Origin of the sequence: Aeromonas popoffii (genome assembly GCF_037818705.1) — a bacterium.
Classification (GTDB): Bacteria; Pseudomonadota; Gammaproteobacteria; order Enterobacterales; family Aeromonadaceae; genus Aeromonas; species Aeromonas popoffii.
In genome coordinates this window covers 4,732,855-4,747,500 of record NZ_CP149129.1, presented here as the reverse complement: position 1 = coordinate 4,747,500, position 14,646 = coordinate 4,732,855, and the positions used below count along the sequence as shown (strand labels likewise).

12 protein-coding genes, 2 rRNA genes and 3 pseudogenes (1 of these 17 only partly in view) are annotated in these 14,646 nt (G+C 58.7%); 6 read left to right on the top strand and 11 right to left on the bottom strand.

Annotation, left to right across the window (positions count from 1 at the left end; all coding sequences use genetic code 11):
- Both WJM78_RS22120 and rrf read left to right on the top strand, forming a co-directional pair.
- Positions 1 to 1,130, top strand: a 23S ribosomal RNA gene (locus WJM78_RS22120) (it extends 1,760 nt beyond the left edge of the window).
- A gap of 122 nt (positions 1,131 to 1,252) precedes the next feature.
- Positions 1,253 to 1,367, top strand: a 5S ribosomal RNA gene (gene rrf, locus WJM78_RS22115).
- Between the two features lie 90 nt (positions 1,368 to 1,457).
- Here rrf and WJM78_RS22110 read toward each other — a convergent pair.
- Positions 1,458 to 4,031: a bifunctional acetate--CoA ligase family protein/GNAT family N-acetyltransferase gene (locus WJM78_RS22110; RefSeq protein WP_275930418.1), complete on the bottom strand. Its 2,574-nt coding sequence runs from the start codon at positions 4,029 to 4,031 to the stop codon at positions 1,458 to 1,460.
- A 72-nt stretch (positions 4,032 to 4,103) separates the two neighbouring features.
- Positions 4,104 to 4,295, bottom strand: a complete 192-nt coding sequence (locus tag WJM78_RS22105; RefSeq protein ID WP_042034788.1) for a hypothetical protein — start codon at positions 4,293 to 4,295, stop codon at positions 4,104 to 4,106.
- 143 nt (positions 4,296 to 4,438) lie between these two features.
- On the opposite strand from WJM78_RS22105, the pseudogene WJM78_RS22100 reads away from it, so the two are divergent.
- A pseudogene (locus WJM78_RS22100) lies at positions 4,439 to 4,903 on the top strand (hypothetical protein); the annotation flags it as partial.
- Here the strand turns inward: WJM78_RS22100 and ilvY are convergent.
- Positions 4,892 to 5,785: an HTH-type transcriptional activator IlvY gene (ilvY, locus tag WJM78_RS22095; protein WP_042034789.1), complete on the bottom strand. Its 894-nt coding sequence runs from the start codon at positions 5,783 to 5,785 to the stop codon at positions 4,892 to 4,894. The pseudogene WJM78_RS22100 and the gene ilvY overlap by 12 nt on opposite strands.
- Before the next feature lie 187 nt (positions 5,786 to 5,972).
- Here ilvY and ilvC point away from each other — a divergent pair, with 187 nt between their 5' ends.
- Positions 5,973 to 7,454 carry a ketol-acid reductoisomerase gene (ilvC, locus tag WJM78_RS22090; RefSeq protein ID WP_339012158.1) on the top strand — a complete coding sequence of 494 codons (1,482 nt, stop codon included), beginning with the start codon at positions 5,973 to 5,975 and terminating at the stop codon, positions 7,452 to 7,454.
- Between the two features lie 157 nt (positions 7,455 to 7,611).
- Here ilvC and pgi read toward each other — a convergent pair whose 3' ends face one another.
- Positions 7,612 to 9,261 (bottom strand): glucose-6-phosphate isomerase, encoded by a 1,650-nt coding sequence (pgi, locus tag WJM78_RS22085; RefSeq protein ID WP_339012155.1) that lies wholly within the window; start codon positions 9,259 to 9,261, stop codon positions 7,612 to 7,614.
- Positions 9,262 to 9,678: 417 nt separating this feature from the next.
- Here pgi and WJM78_RS22080 point away from each other — a divergent pair, with 417 nt between their 5' ends.
- A complete protein-coding gene (locus tag WJM78_RS22080; RefSeq protein WP_042034792.1) occupies positions 9,679 to 9,867 on the top strand; it encodes a hypothetical protein in 189 nt (62 codons plus the stop codon).
- Positions 9,868 to 10,026: 159 nt separating this feature from the next.
- Here WJM78_RS22080 and WJM78_RS22075 read toward each other — a convergent pair whose 3' ends face one another.
- The 7 genes and pseudogenes from WJM78_RS22075 to coaBC all read right to left on the bottom strand — a co-directional run bounded on the left by WJM78_RS22075 (position 10,027) and on the right by coaBC (position 13,757).
- The gene (locus WJM78_RS22075) at positions 10,027 to 10,863 is read right to left on the bottom strand and encodes a mechanosensitive ion channel domain-containing protein (protein ID WP_339012152.1); all 837 of its coding nucleotides are present in this window, start codon (positions 10,861 to 10,863) and stop codon (positions 10,027 to 10,029) included.
- A gap of 149 nt (positions 10,864 to 11,012) precedes the next feature.
- Entirely contained in the window at positions 11,013 to 11,159 is a 147-nt protein-coding gene (locus WJM78_RS22070) for a hypothetical protein (RefSeq protein ID WP_422388426.1), read from the bottom strand.
- Positions 11,123 to 11,236: pseudogene (locus WJM78_RS22065) on the bottom strand (nucleoid occlusion factor SlmA); the annotation flags it as partial. The pseudogene WJM78_RS22065 and the gene WJM78_RS22070, both read right to left, overlap by 37 nt.
- Positions 11,232 to 11,315 (bottom strand): annotated as a pseudogene (locus WJM78_RS22860) (nucleoid occlusion factor SlmA); the annotation flags it as partial. The pseudogenes WJM78_RS22065 and WJM78_RS22860, both read right to left, overlap by 5 nt.
- A gap of 26 nt (positions 11,316 to 11,341) precedes the next feature.
- Complete coding sequence (gene slmA, locus WJM78_RS22060; RefSeq protein ID WP_005321293.1) at positions 11,342 to 11,938, bottom strand: nucleoid occlusion factor SlmA; 597 nt, start codon at positions 11,936 to 11,938, stop codon at positions 11,342 to 11,344.
- Between the two features lie 68 nt (positions 11,939 to 12,006).
- Complete coding sequence (gene dut / locus WJM78_RS22055) at positions 12,007 to 12,465, bottom strand: dUTP diphosphatase (RefSeq protein WP_042034795.1); 459 nt, start codon at positions 12,463 to 12,465, stop codon at positions 12,007 to 12,009.
- An 89-nt stretch (positions 12,466 to 12,554) separates the two neighbouring features.
- Positions 12,555 to 13,757 carry a bifunctional phosphopantothenoylcysteine decarboxylase/phosphopantothenate--cysteine ligase CoaBC gene (gene coaBC, locus WJM78_RS22050; protein WP_339012148.1) on the bottom strand — a complete coding sequence of 401 codons (1,203 nt, stop codon included), beginning with the start codon at positions 13,755 to 13,757 and terminating at the stop codon, positions 12,555 to 12,557.
- Positions 13,758 to 13,904: 147 nt separating this feature from the next.
- Here coaBC and radC point away from each other — a divergent pair, with 147 nt between their 5' ends.
- On the top strand, positions 13,905 to 14,579 hold the full coding sequence (gene radC, locus WJM78_RS22045) for a RadC family protein (protein ID WP_042034797.1): 675 nt from the start codon (positions 13,905 to 13,907) through the stop codon (positions 14,577 to 14,579).
- The last annotated feature ends 67 nt before the right edge of the window (positions 14,580 to 14,646 follow it).

Sequence of the window (14,646 nt, the reverse complement as noted above, 5' to 3'; positions counted from 1 at the left end):
GTTTATCAAAAACACAGCACTCTGCAAACACGAAAGTGGACGTATAGGGTGTGACACCTGCCCGGTGCCGGAAGGTTAATTGATGGGGTTAGCGCAAGCGAAGCTCTTGATCGAAGCCCCGGTAAACGGCGGCCGTAACTATAACGGTCCTAAGGTAGCGAAATTCCTTGTCGGGTAAGTTCCGACCTGCACGAATGGTGTAACCATGGCCATGCTGTCTCCACCCGAGACTCAGTGAAATCGAATTCGCCGTGAAGATGCGGTGTACCCGCGGCTAGACGGAAAGACCCCGTGAACCTTTACTACAGCTTGGCACTGAACATTGAACCTACATGTGTAGGATAGGTGGGAGGCTTTGAAGGCGTGACGCCAGTTGCGCTGGAGCCGTCCTTGAAATACCACCCTTGTATGTTTGATGTTCTAACGCAGGGCCCTGAATCGGGCTCGCGGACAGTGCCTGGTGGGTAGTTTGACTGGGGCGGTCTCCTCCCAAAGAGTAACGGAGGAGCACGAAGGTTGGCTAATCCTGGTCGGACATCAGGAGGTTAGTGCAATGGCATAAGCCAGCTTAACTGCGAGACGGACAGGTCGAGCAGGTACGAAAGTAGGTCATAGTGATCCGGTGGTTCTGAATGGAAGGGCCATCGCTCAACGGATAAAAGGTACTCCGGGGATAACAGGCTGATACCGCCCAAGAGTTCATATCGACGGCGGTGTTTGGCACCTCGATGTCGGCTCATCACATCCTGGGGCTGAAGTCGGTCCCAAGGGTATGGCTGTTCGCCATTTAAAGTGGTACGCGAGCTGGGTTCAGAACGTCGTGAGACAGTTCGGTCCCTATCTGCCGTGGGCGTTGGATGATTGAAGGGAGTTGCTCCTAGTACGAGAGGACCGGAGTGAACGAACCTCTGGTGTTCGGGTTGTCACGCCAGTGGCACTGCCCGGTAGCTAAGTTCGGAATCGATAACCGCTGAAAGCATCTAAGCGGGAAGCGAGCCCTGAGATGAGTCATCCCTGACCCCTTGAGGGTCCTAAAGGGCCGTTGGAGACCACAACGTTGATAGGTGGGGTGTGTAAGCGCAGTGATGTGTTGAGCTAACCCATACTAATTACCCGTGAGGCTTAACCATACAACACCCAAGAAGTGTTTCTGGCCTTGTAGCGAATGAACGAACTACTTACCTAATTCAGTGATAGTGATAAGCCAAGCGCAACATCATTACTCACGTCAGCTTTCTGGATTAAGAATTTGCCTGGCGGCCATAGCGCCGTGGAACCACCTGATCCCATGCCGAACTCAGAAGTGAAACGCGGTAGCGCCGATGGTAGTGTGGCATTCGCCATGCGAGAGTAGGACACTGCCAGGCACCCAACATTGAAAGCCCGCTCAGATGAGCGGGCTTTTTTATTGCCTAAAATCAGTCATTTATAAGCTATAAAATAGCTTATTCCCTTCTTCATTGACCCTGACTGGCACAGGGTAGCTCCATATTGGCCACCCCATCTTCCAGCTGGATATCGATCTTGAAGCCAAGACGCTTGGCCAGATTGATCATGCCGCGATTGCTGGGCATGGTCATGCCGGATAGCTGACCAATGCCCCGCTCTTTGGCGTAGCGTACTATCTTCTCCATCATCAGCTTGCCGAGCCCAAGTCCTTTCAGGTCGGAACGTACCAGAATGGCAAACTCTGCATCGGATTGATCCGGGTTGGAGATAGCCCTTACCACCCCGAGGATCTGCTGACTGAAGGCCCCGTCCTGTCCGATGGCCACGAAGGCCATTTCCCGGTCGTAATCGATCTGGGTCATGCGGGCCAGCTCTTCGTGACCCAGTTCACCCACATCGGCAAAGAAGCGCTTGTACCTGTCTTCATCAGACACCTTGAGCACAAACTGCTTATGTGCGGGTTCATCCTCCGGCCGGATCGGGCGCAGCAGCACATGACTCTGATCCTTGAGCCAGGCTCCTTCTTCCAGTTCGGTGGGATAGGGGCGTATGGCTAGCGTATTACGTCCCTGCACCACAGGCATCAGCGTCAGGCTGGCATCCAGAATGACCATCTCGGCCCCACATGCCTGCAACGGATGCAGGTCCAGCTCCTGGATCTCGGGGAAGGCCAGCAGCAGCTCTGACAGCTGGCACAGCACTTGACCCAGTGCATCGATATCGAGTTTTTCGGGTGTAGCTTGCTCGCGGATCTTGCGACTCTTGAGGGCACCTATGATCTGGTAGCGTGCCAGCGCTTGGTTCAATGGCGGGAGTGCGGCCACCATCTCTTGCGGCTCGGCCCCCGATTCGCCGAGCAGGATGACGGGGCCGAAGACAGGATCCTGTTGCAGGCGGATCCTCAGCTCCAGACCGCCGCTGCGGCGCGCCATCCGTTGTACCAGCAACCCTTCGATACGTGCCCCCGGGTCGTGTTGCCTCACCCTGTCGAGAATGGCATCCGCTGCCTGGGCGACTTCGGCCGAGGTGCGCAGGTTCAGCATGACGCCGTGCACTGCAGACTTGTGGGTAATATCCGGTGAGCGCAGTTTGACCGCGACGGGATAGCCGATCTGCTCTGCGGTCAGGGTGGCCTCGATGGCATCGGAGACGATCCAGGTCGGCAGAGTAGAGAGCCCGGCGGCTTGCAGTATGGGGTGAACAAGGTGGGTATCAAGCGTGAGCTGCTTGCGCTCCAGCGCTTGGCGGATCAACTGCTGACATAGCTCGACGTTGAGCTTGTCGCCCTGCAGGGAGGCGGGCGTTTCCATCAGCTGCTTCTGGTTGCGGCGGTATTCCACCATGTGCATGAAGGCGGCGACTGCGCTTTCCGGGGTACGATAGGTCGGAAATCCAGCCTCGCTGAACAGACGACGCCCCTCTTGCGCCGAGTATTCTCCTGCCCAGTTGGTCAGTATATTGAAGCGCCTGGCCCTGGGATGTTGTTTGACGTAGTCGATCAGGCTGCGGGCCAGCGCGGCCCCGCGCGCTGTGAGGGAGGGGGCGTGAATGAGCAGGATGGCGTCGGCGTTATCCCCTTGCAGCAGGGTCTCCAGCGCCTGCTGATAGGCGGCAATATCGGCATCACTGCCGATGTCCCGTGGCGGCATGGCCAGTTTGCCGCCCCGCTCCAGCAGCACGTCGACCGCCATGTTGGCCAGCCCGCGGCCATTGGAAATGATGGCCAGTCTTTCCCCCTTGAGGGTCAGGGAGTGGCTCAAGGTTTCGACTGCGGCAAACAGCTCGTGGGTATCTCGCACCCGCAGCATGCCTGCACGCCGAATGGCTGCATCGTAGACGTTGTCGAGGCCATTGGCCGGATCGTGGCGACCGCTCTTGAGTACCAGAATGGGTTTGTTGCGTGAGGCCGCCCGCGCTGCCGAGAGGAAGTGGCGGGCGTCGTGCAGCTTGTCCATGTAGAGCAGGACGGCGCGAGTGGTTCCATCGCGGGAGAGCTGATCCAGCAGTTGGCCGAAGTCGATGTCACAGTGATCGCCGAGGGAGATAAAGGCGGAGAAACCCAGCTCATGTTGCTTGGCCCAGTCCAGAATGGTGGTGCTGACGGCGGCTGACTGGGAGAGAAACGCAACCTGGCCAGGTTTGGCTGCGATGGGGGAAAAGCTTGCGTTGATGCCCTGACCCGGCAACAGCATGCCCATGCTGTTGGGGCCGAGCAAGCGAATGTCGTATTGGCGGCTTAGCTGTTGAAGCTGTGTTCTCTCCTGCATGGAGAAGTCGGCAGCCAGTATGATGGCCGCTCCGGCGCCTTTCTTGCCCAACTCTTCGATGAGTGGCAGTACCCGTTCGCGTTTGGTACATATGATGGCGAGATCGGGGGAGAGCGGCAGGCTGCTGATATCGGGATAGGCCAGTACGCCGGCGATGGCCTTGCTGTGCGGGCTGACCGGCAGTATGGGGCCCTTAAACTGGCCCGCGAGCAGGTGTCTGATGACCACATGACCCGCCTTCTGCGGGTCGGTTGAGGCACCGATGACGGCGATTGACTGGGGTTTGAAGAGCCGATCCAGGCCGCTTGGTTTCATGGGCACTCCCGTGGGTGGCGGATGGTGCCAGTGTAATACGCTTTGACTGCCTGTTCTGTGACCGGTTGCGGATCACTGTTTGGTGAGGGCACTGGCTCGCAGATAAAACTTCATCTTGCCCTGGATCTGACGCACCGCCGCCATATGGCGTTCCTGCAGATAGATGTCCTGCTCTTGATCCAGCGAGGTCTGCGGTACACCCATGCTCTGCAGGTACTCTTCAAACAGCTGTGAGCTGTTGATTTCGATCAGATGACGCATCATGGCGAGGCTCCTTCCATTCAGGTTGAACGTAGATTCTAGCCTGTGACCAGCGTCTCGTTATGACCATTGTCAGATTTGACACGAAGCAGCTCATACATCTGCGGGGGAGTGCTCTGGCTGTCGGGCCCGGAACCTGCTGCGGGGTCATCCTCATCCGGCAAGGGGATGAGGGGCGTTTTGCCAGGGTTCACCCCTTGACTGACTGGCATTACCCCGGGCTCACCATAGGTCAGCGCCGCTACCTGCCTGCTCAAGACGAACGATCCCAGGATTGTAGTCGGCAGTTTGTAGGAGGCTTTGTTCAACATGCTGCGCAAGCCGCGTGCGCGACTTCATCGGAGCACAAGCCGCATCCGGATTTGAACATCGAGTCTCATCTGGTGTTTCGTTATCCGCTGGCGCTGCTGTTTTTTATCTTGCCCAAATATCCCGAGCTGGCACAACGCATTGAGCTCGGGTTGCAGCGGGTGCGCCAATCGGGTGTCCTCGAGCATTTTGTTGGGGAGGGGGTTGGCAGTACTATTCGTCGGCTGAAGCTGGATAACCCGGATCTTCCCGCCAGCTGCCGTGCCATGATGGCCGACGTGGTTAGCTTGTCAGCGCAGTGACCCCTGGCCGCGCGCGGTATCCCAGAAGGCGCGGATCAGCGGCTCTTCCAGCCGCTTCTTGAGTACGGCGATGCCGACATCGAACGGCTTGAGCGCCGGTCTGGGCTCGACTATGCGCACTTTCTCCCCCATGGGGCTGTGATCGATCACGGCAGCAGGCACCAGCCCGACGCCAAAACCGAGCGCCACCATGGCGACTATCCCCTCGTTGCCCGCCACCTCGGCATAGATGTTGGGGGCGATGCCCTTGTTGCGAAACCACTGGTCACATCGCTTTCGCGCCAGACCCTGCTCGGAGAGGATCAGCGGCAGCCGCTCCCAGTCGGGCTCTCCCTGCAAGAACCACTGGTTGGGTTGAGGCGGGTTGCGTGGAGCGATGAACACCAGCGGTACCTGTTGCAGGCTAGCAAATTCCAGCTTGGCGGAGAGCGCATCGGGCCGCGCGGCGATGGCGAGATCGGCTTCGTCGGCCAGGATCCTGTCCACTGCCAGCGCCGGGTCGCCAGTCTCCAGCTTGATCTCCAGTTGGGGATAGCGGCGACGAAAGCGCTCCAGTACCTCGGGCAGCAGAAAGTAGCTTGCGGTGACCGAGCAGAACACCCGCAGCCGCCCTTGCAGCGGTTCGTCGCTGCGTTTGAGCTCCTGCTTGAGCTGACGCCACTCCTGCAACAGGCCACCGCCAAACTCACGCAGCTTCTCGCCCGCCGAGGTGAGTCGTACCGAACGGTTGTCCCGTTCGAACAGCACGCAGCCAGTCTCCTGCTCCAGTCGCTGGATGGCACGGCTCAGGGTGGAGGGACTGACCGCCATGGCATCGGCGCTTTTGCCGAAGTGAAGGGAGTCGGCGAGGTGGAGAAACAGCTCGAGATTGCGAAGGTCCATTTTTCAATTCCTGCTGCGGCGCGCTTGCTGACTTGGGATGACACTGCGTGATATTACCAAAAATCATCTTTCAATTCTTGCAACATACTGTTTCGAATATATCAGTTCAGGCAATAAGTGTCCCGCGCTATAGTGGTTCAGACAACGCCGCTACCCGGCATGGAATCAATCGAACGGAGCAATCACCATGGCTAACTATTTCAACACCTTGAACCTGCGTCAGCAGTTGGCCCAACTGGGCAAGTGTCGTTTCATGCAGCGGGCGGAATTCGCCGACGGTTGCGACGTGCTGAAGGGCAAGAAGGTGGTGATTGTGGGCTGTGGTGCCCAGGGTCTGAACCAGGGTCTGAACATGCGTGACTCCGGGCTGGATATCTCCTACGCCCTGCGCAAGGCCGCCATCACCGAGAAGCGCGCATCCTGGCAGAAAGCCACCGACAACGGCTTCGCGGTCGGCACTTATGAAGAGCTGATCCCGACCGCCGATCTGGTATTGAACCTGACCCCGGACAAGCAGCACTCCGATGTAGTGAAAACCGTGATGCCGCTGATGAAGCAGGGCGCCGCGCTGGGCTACTCCCACGGCTTCAATGTGGTGGAAGAGGGTCAGCAGATCCGCGCCGACATCACAGTCGTGATGGTGGCGCCCAAGTGCCCGGGTACCGAAGTGCGTGAAGAGTACAAGCGCGGTTTCGGCGTGCCGACCCTGATCGCCGTTCACCCGGAGAACGATCCCAAGGGTGAAGGCATGGCCATCGCCAAGGCGTGGGCCTCTGCCACTGGCGGCGACCGTGCCGGGGTGCTGGAATCCTCCTTCGTGGCGGAAGTGAAATCTGACCTGATGGGCGAGCAGACCATCCTCTGCGGCATGCTGCAGGCCGGTTCCCTGCTCTGCTACGACAAACTGGTTGCCGAAGGGACCGACAAGGCTTATGCCGGCAAGCTGATCCAGTTCGGCTGGGAGACCATCACCGAAGCCCTGAAGCAGGGTGGCATCAGCCTGATGATGGACCGCCTCTCCAACCCCGCCAAGCTGCGTGCCTTCGAGCTTTCCGAGCAACTGCGTACCCTGATGAGTCCGCTGTTCGAGAAGCACATGGACGACATCATCGCCGGTGAGTTCTCTCGCGGCATGATGGCCGACTGGGCTGAAGATGACGTCAAACTGTTCACCTGGCGCGAAGAGACCGGCAAGTCTGCCTTCGAAAATGCCCCGGTGTTCGCTGGCAAGATTGCCGAGCAGGAGTATTTCGACAATGGCGTGGTGATGGTGGCCATGGTCAAGGCGGGTGTCGAGCTGGCGTTCGAAACCATGGTGGCTTCCGGTATCTACGAGGAGTCTGCCTACTACGAATCCCTGCACGAGCTGCCGCTGATCGCCAACACAGTTGCTCGCAAGCGTCTGTATGAGATGAACGTGGTCATCTCCGATACCGCCGAGTACGGTAACTACCTGTTCGCCAACGCCGCTGTACCGTTGCTGCGTGAGCACTTCATGCCGACCCTGAAAGCGGGCGATCTGGGTGCCAGCAAGGCGGAAGGGCAGAGCGTTGATAACCTGGCGCTGCTGGCGGCCAATGAGGCGACCCGCAACCACCCTATCGAAAAAATCGGTCAGGTACTGCGTGGTTACATGAAGGACATGAAGCGTATCGCCGTCGGCGGTTAAGCCTGCATTGGGCAGGGTGATGAAGGGGCGGGGATGACGATCCCCGTCGCCGGTCGGACTGGACACCCGACCTGCCAGCCAGAAAAATCAGCCCGACCCGACATAAAAAAGCCCCGCTCATCGAGCGGGGCTTTTGCATTCAGAAAGGCTGGATAAATCAGGCTTTCCACGCTTTCCAGGTGTTGATCAGACCGTTGGTGGAGCCGTCGTGGCTGGTGACAGCCTCGGCGGTGTTGAGCTCCGGCAGGATCTTGTTGGCCAGCTGTTTGCCCAGCTCCACGCCCCACTGGTCGAAGCTGAAGATGTTCCAGATTGCGCCCTGTACGAAGATCTTGTGCTCGTACATGGCGATCAGGGCACCCAGGGTTTTCGGGGTCAGGCTCTTGAACAGGATGGAGTTGGTCGGGCGGTTGCCTTCGAACACCTTGAACGGCACCAGATCCTGGACCTGCTCCAGGGTTTTGCCAGCCGCCAGGAACTCGGCTTCGACCTGCTCTTTGCTCTTGCCGAAGGCCAGTGCCTCGGTCTGGGCGAAGAAGTTGGCCAGCAGTTTCGGGTGGTGGTCACCGATCGGGTTGTGGCTGATGGCTGGCGCCAGGAAGTCACAGGGGATCAGTTTGGTGCCCTGGTGGATCAGCTGGTAGAAGGCGTGCTGGCCGTTGGTGCCCGGCTCACCCCAGATGATGGGGCCAGTCTGGTAGTCAACCGGCTTGCCGTTGCGATCCACGTACTTGCCGTTGGATTCCATGTTGCCCTGCTGGAAGTAGGCAGGGAAGCGGTGCATGTACTGATCGTACGGCAGAATGGCTTCGGACTCGGCACCATGGAAGTTGTTGTACCACAGGCCAATCAGCGCCAGCAGCACCGGCACGTTCTGTTCATAGGAGGCCGTGGCGAAGTGCATGTCCATCTCGAAGGCGCCTTGCAGCAGGGCTTCGAAGTGCTCGAAACCGACGGAGAGGGCGATGGGCATACCGATGGCAGACCAGGAGGAGTAACGGCCGCCAACCCAGTCCCAGAACTCGAACATGTTGTTGGTGTCGATACCGAACTCGGCTACGGCCTTGCCGTTGGTGGAGAGGGCAGCGAAGTGCTTGGCAACGTGGGCCTTGTCACCGGCGATCTTGATGAACCAGTCGCGGGCGGTCAGGGCGTTGGTCATGGTCTCCTGAGTGGTGAAAGTCTTGGAGGCCACCAGGAACAGGGTGGTTTCCGGATCAATCTCTTTGAGCGTCTCGGCGATATGGGTGCCATCGACGTTGGAGACGAAGTGCATCTGCAGGTGGTTTTTGTAGGGGCGCAGTGCCTCGGTGATCATCACCGGGCCCAAGTCAGAGCCACCGATACCGATGTTGACCACGTGCTGGATCGCCTTGCCGGTGTAGCCTTTCCACTCGCCTCCGATTACCTTCTCGCAGAAGCCCTTCATCTTGGCCAGTACGGCGTTCACTTCCGGCATCACATCCTTGCCGTCGCACTCGACGGGGCGGTCGGATCGGTTGCGCAGGGCCACGTGCAGTACGGAGCGGCCTTCGGTCATGTTGATCTTGTCGCCATTGAACATGGCATCGATCGCGCTGCGAAGATCGGTCTCTTTGGCCAGATCAACCAGCAACTTGAGGGTTTCCTCGGTGATCAGGTTTTTTGAGTAGTCAACCAGGATATCGCCGCCGAAGGTGAGGGAAAACTTGTCGAAGCGCTTCGGGTCCTGCGCGAACAGATCCTTGAGTTGTGTCTCTTTGTTTGCAGCAAAGTGGGCTTCCAGTGCCTGCCAGGCCTGGGTTTGGGTTGGATTGATATTTTTCATAGGATTCCTGAAATGCCAAGTTGTGTTTGAACCTTGCAGGCAAGGTCCCGCCAAACCTTATTATCCGAACATTATACCGAGCACGGCGTGCGGCCCGTGTAACAGAGCTTTACCAATTGTCTGCCATCGAAGGAGTTTACAACCAAAACGCTGCGATTATGAGTCACTCATGACCAGGGGATCTTGAGTTTGCTCATACTTCACCCGGCTTGTACGGGTTGAAAGGGCTTTCATCAATGGTTGGCCGCAGCTTGCTCCCTGGCAAGTGAGTGTTACAGCTAAAGGGGTATTTGATCGCCGCCTTTTGGCTCATTTTATGAGCAAGCGCAAATTGTCGGGGGTGGGCCTTGGCTAGCATAGGAGCCGAATGGATGAGATCTCCCAGGGATGGCCACAGTCTGGAATAAGGAGATCGATATGAAACACCTGTTATGCCTGTTTGCCCTGAGCCTGCTTGCCACTGGCTTCATCGGCCTGTTGACCATGGTGCTGACCAGTGCTGCGCCAACCCTGGAGATAAGGGTGCTGGCCGTGATGGGTGCCGTACTGGGGGGTTATGTGCTGGTGCAGCCGTTGCTTAACCGGGTCGCTCGTCGACTGGTCTGAGGGAACTGCCTGCCCTATGGATGGGCGTGCTGGCCATGGTGACAACGGCGCAAGATCCGGCCCCGGGTGGCCGGATTTTTTATGCCTGCGCCGTGCACATGAGGCCCATAAACAACCATGCCAGCGCTAAGGCTGGCATGGTTGTACTCAGGGCCTGCTTCAGGCCTGGGGTTTTTGCATGTGCATGACCATCTGCGGGAAGGGGATCTCGACACCCTCGGCGTCGAAAGTCAGCTTCACCTTCTCGTGAAAGTCGAACCAGACACCCCAGTAATCGGCGGTTTTCACCCAGGGACGCACCACGATATTGACCGAGGAGTCGGCCAGGGCTGCGACGGCTATGGTGGCGGCAGGATCTTTCAGGATGCGCGGCTCTTCATTCACCAGGCGCTCGAGGATCTGCTTGGCCTTGCGCAGATCCGAGCCGTAGCCGATGCCGAAGGTCATGTCGATGCGACGGGTGTCCATGCGGGAGTAGTTGACTATGGTGCCGTTCAGGATGGCGGCGTTGGGTACCACTACCATCTTGTTGTCACCCGAGGTAAGGGTGGTGGTGAACAGCTGTACCGACTGCACTACGCCCGCAGTGCCCGCCACTTCGATGAACTCGCCCGCCTTGATGGGGCGGAAGATGATCAGCAGGAAACCGGCGGCGAAGTTGGAGAGCGAGCCTTGCAGCGCCAGACCGATGGCCAGACCGGCGGCACCTATGATGGCAATGAAGGAGGCGGTCTGTACCCCGACCCGACCCAAAGCAGCGATCACCACGAACACCAGTATGGTGTACTTGAGTATGCTGCCGACGAAATGGGTGATGGTGGTGTCCAGCTTGCGGGCCTGCATCATCTTGACCACTGCGCTGCTGAGGATGTTGGCGGCGATGTAACCGACCAGCAGGGTGATCAGGGCGGCCGCCATATTGACGGCATAATCGATCAGCCGGTCCTGGTTATTGACCAGCCAGGTATGCGCTTCGGTAATGATTTCGGGTTCCATAGGATGTCCTGTCAGGCAGTAAAGGTTTATAACGCATGAATCTAACACTGGAATGCGACAATCCGGGTCGCATCTGGTGCTCACCTCTCTTTTTTGCCACAAAAAACAAGGGAGGCCAAGGCCTCCCTGTTTGCACCAACCTGTATGGATCAGCTTTGCAATAGCTGGCTGCGGATGAACAACCACTGATCCTCGAAGCCGGCAGTGGGCTTGAGTTTGAACTCGGAGCGGACGCATTGGCCGATCCGCCCCCTCTGGTTCAGCTTTGTAGCAGCTGGCTGCGGATGAACAACCACTGATCCTCGAAGCCTGCAGTGGGCTTGAGTTTGAACTCGGAGCGGACGCATTGGCCGATCCGCCCCTCTGGTTCAGCTTTGTAGCAGCTGGCTGCGGATGAACAACCACTGATCCTCGAAGCCTGCAGTGGGCTTGAGTTTGAACTCGGAGCGGACGCATTGGCCGATCCGCCCCCTCTGGTTCAGCTTTGCAATAGCTGGCTGCGGATGAACAACCACTGATCCTCGAAGCCGGCAGTCGGCTTGAGTTTGAACTCGGAGCGGACAAACTGGCTGATGCGTCCCTCGGTATAGGCCAGCAGCAGATTGGCCAGCATGGTCTCGTCGAGCTGGAAGCCCTGACCTTCCCGCAGCCGCTTTTCCCGCAATACCTGCTTGATCTGGGTTTCCAGCTTGTCGAACAGGATGCTGATGCGATCCCGCAGTCTATCGTGCTCACCCAGCAGGGCGTCGCCGTTGAGGATTCGGGTGATGCCGGGATTGCGCTCGGCGAACACCAGCAGCAGTTGAAGGATATGATGGCAGCGGGCCATAGTGTCCTTCTCTTCGGCCATGATCAGGTTGACCCGTGACAGCAGGGAATCCTCGATAAAGTCGATCAGCCCCTCGAACATCCGCGCCTTGCTGGGAAAATGTCGATAGAGGGCTGCCTCAGAGACACCCACCTCGGCCGCCAGACGTGCCGTGGTGATACGCTGGCCAGGGCTGGTTTCCAGCATATGGGCGAGTGCTTGCAGGATCTGATCGCGCCGACTCTGTTTCTGATTACTGCTTGCCATGGATTCCCCTAAAAAAACAATGGCTTGATTCTATTATCAGGCACAGGCCAAAGGGCCGGTGTGGTCTGTTATTGGCGACCAGAAGAACCAAAACCGCCTTCACCCCGTTCACTCTGATTGAACTCATCGACCAGTTGGAAGCTGGCCTGAACCACCGGCATGATCACCAGCTGGGCGATGCGCTCGCCGGGTTGCATGGTGAAGCTATCGTTGCCACGGTTCCAGACCGAGACCATCAGCTGGCCCTGGTAATCGGAATCGATGAGGCCCACCAGGTTGCCCAGCACTATGCCGTGCTTATGGCCGAGGCCGGAGCGGGGCAAAATGGTGGCACACAGAGCCGGATCCTGAATGTGGATGGCCAGACCGGTCGGTACCAGTGTGGTATCGCCCGGTGCCAGGGTGATGGGCGCATCCAGCAGGGCGCGCAGGTCCATACCGGCAGAGCCCGGTGTGGCATAGGCAGGCAGCGGGTACTCGGTGCCGATGCGGGCATCCAGAATCTTCAATTCAATTTGTGTTGTCATGGATAGTTCGTTTTTCAATGAGTTCTTGTGTGGAGACCCTGCATGTTCAGTGCGGTCTGTGTCGTCGTGAATCGTTCGCCTGCCGGATGTTAGCCTCGGTAGTGGCGTGCAATCAGGGCGATGAGGTGACGGGCCAGCGTCAGCTTATCGGCCAGCGGCAAAGGGGCTTGCCCCCCTTGCCAGAAGACGGTTAGGGCATTGTCATCGGCATTGAAGCCCTGACCCGCGCGGGACACGTCGTTGGCGGCGATCATGTCCAGCCGCTTACGCTGCAGTTTATCGAGGGCGTATTGTTCCACATCCACGGTTTCGGCGGCAAATCCGACGGTGAAGGGCTTTTCTGACAGTGCTCCTACGGCGGCGATGATGTCTGGATTCTTGACCAGGGTCAGCACCATCTGGTCGTTGTCGCCGGTCTTCTTGATCTTCTGGTCGGCGACCTGCTCGGGGCGATAGTCGGCCACGGCGGCGCACCCAATGAAGAGATCACAGCTGGCCACGCGGTTCATCACCGCCTGATGCATCTGCTCGGCGCTTTCCACATCGACTCGCGCTACTCCGCTCGGTGTCGGCAGGGCGACCGGGCCGCTCACCAGCGTCACCTCGGCACCCGCCTCACGGGCAGCGCGGGCGATGGCGTAGCCCATCTTGCCGGAACTGTGGTTGCTGATGTAGCGCACCGGATCCAGTGCCTCGCGGGTTGGTCCTGCGGTGAGCAGCAGCCTGACGCCCGCCAGCAGGGGCTCGGCGGCCAGTTGCTGGCAGCAGCGCTCAACCAGTTCGAGGGGATCCAGCATCCGGCCCGGGCCCACGTCGCCACAGGCCTGGCTGCCGGAATCCGGCCCCCACAGCAGGATGCCGCGACTGGCCAGGGTCTGAAGGTTGGCCTGAGTGGCTGCGTTGAGATACATCTGCTGATTCATGGCCGGGGCCAGTGCCACCGGTGCCGGTGTCGCCAAACAGAGGGTGGTCAGCAGCTCGTCAGCCATGCCAGCGGCCATGCGGGCCATCAGGTTGGCGCTGGCCGGGGCGATCAGTACCAAATCCGCCCACTTGGCAAGCTCGATATGGCCCATGCCCGCTTCGGCGGCAGGATCCAGCAGGCTGTCTGCCACCGGATGGCCGGAGACGGCTTGCAGGGTCAGCGGCGTGATGAACTCTTTGGCGGAGCGGGTCATCACCACCCTTACCTCGGCTCCCTGATCTTTCAGGCGGCGTACCAGTTCGGCACTCTTGTAGGCGGCGATCCCGCCACTGACACCCAACAGGATGCGTTTATCGGCCAATCTCATCTGCTGCTTCTCTTCCGGCTCACTCTGACTGGTCGGCTAAGATACCACAGGCAAGGGATGACGACAGAGGCTGACATGAGGGACTTGTGGTCGGGGGCGTGCAATTTTTTGCTATGTTTTTTCTCAACAGGGATGAGGGAGAGACAAATGAGCATCAAGGAGTGGCCGGAAGATGAACGACCCCGAGAGAAGCTGTTGCGTCAGGGGCCCGGCACCTTGTCCGATGCCGAGTTGCTGGCCATCTTTCTGCGCACCGGCGTCAATGGACTGAGCGCGGTGGATCTCTCGCGCAAGCTTTTGAATCAATTCGGCTCTTTGCGCAGCTTGCTGGGTGCGGATCAGCGGGCATTTTGCGAGGCGCATGGCCTGGGCCCTGCCAAATATGCCCAGCTGCAGGCGGTGCTGGAGATGGGCAAGCGTCATCTGGCCGAACAGCTGCAACGGGGCGATGCGCTCACCTCACCCCAGCTGACCCGGGACTATCTGCAGGCCCAGCTGCGGGATCGGCCGCGAGAGGTGTTTGCCTTGTTGCTTCTGGACAACCAGCACAGAGTGATTCAATTCGTTGAACTTTTTTACGGAACCCTCGACTCGGCGAGCGTCTGGCCCAGAGAAATCGTGCAGATCGCGCTCAAACATAATGCAGCCGCCGTGATTCTGGCGCATAATCACCCGTCCGGCGTGGCCGAGCCCAGTCGGGCCGACCGCCAGATCACGGATCGGATCTTGGCCGCCTTGGCCCTGATCGATATCAGAGTGCTGGATCACTTGGTGATCGGTGATGGCATCACGGTTTCTTTTGCAGAGCGTGGTTGGTTGTAACTGGCTCTGGCACTGTATTAGTTGATCTTTGATCACGGATGCTGTATAAAATGCCGCCTTCTGTTTG

Coding starts and splice junctions, on each gene's coding strand:
- WJM78_RS22110 (WP_275930418.1), bottom strand. CDS start 4,031: ATGAAACCAAGCGGCCTGGATCGGCTCTTCAAACCCCAGTCAATCGCC.
- WJM78_RS22105 (WP_042034788.1), bottom strand. CDS start 4,295: ATGATGCGTCATCTGATCGAAATCAACAGCTCACAGCTGTTTGAAGAG.
- ilvY (WP_042034789.1), bottom strand. CDS start 5,785: ATGGACCTTCGCAATCTCGAGCTGTTTCTCCACCTCGCCGACTCCCTT.
- ilvC (WP_339012158.1), top strand. CDS start 5,973: ATGGCTAACTATTTCAACACCTTGAACCTGCGTCAGCAGTTGGCCCAA.
- pgi (WP_339012155.1), bottom strand. CDS start 9,261: ATGAAAAATATCAATCCAACCCAAACCCAGGCCTGGCAGGCACTGGAA.
- WJM78_RS22080 (WP_042034792.1), top strand. CDS start 9,679: ATGAAACACCTGTTATGCCTGTTTGCCCTGAGCCTGCTTGCCACTGGC.
- WJM78_RS22075 (WP_339012152.1), bottom strand. CDS start 10,863: ATGGAACCCGAAATCATTACCGAAGCGCATACCTGGCTGGTCAATAAC.
- slmA (WP_005321293.1), bottom strand. CDS start 11,938: ATGGCAAGCAGTAATCAGAAACAGAGTCGGCGCGATCAGATCCTGCAA.
- dut (WP_042034795.1), bottom strand. CDS start 12,465: ATGACAACACAAATTGAATTGAAGATTCTGGATGCCCGCATCGGCACC.
- coaBC (WP_339012148.1), bottom strand. CDS start 13,757: ATGAGATTGGCCGATAAACGCATCCTGTTGGGTGTCAGTGGCGGGATC.
- radC (WP_042034797.1), top strand. CDS start 13,905: ATGAGCATCAAGGAGTGGCCGGAAGATGAACGACCCCGAGAGAAGCTG.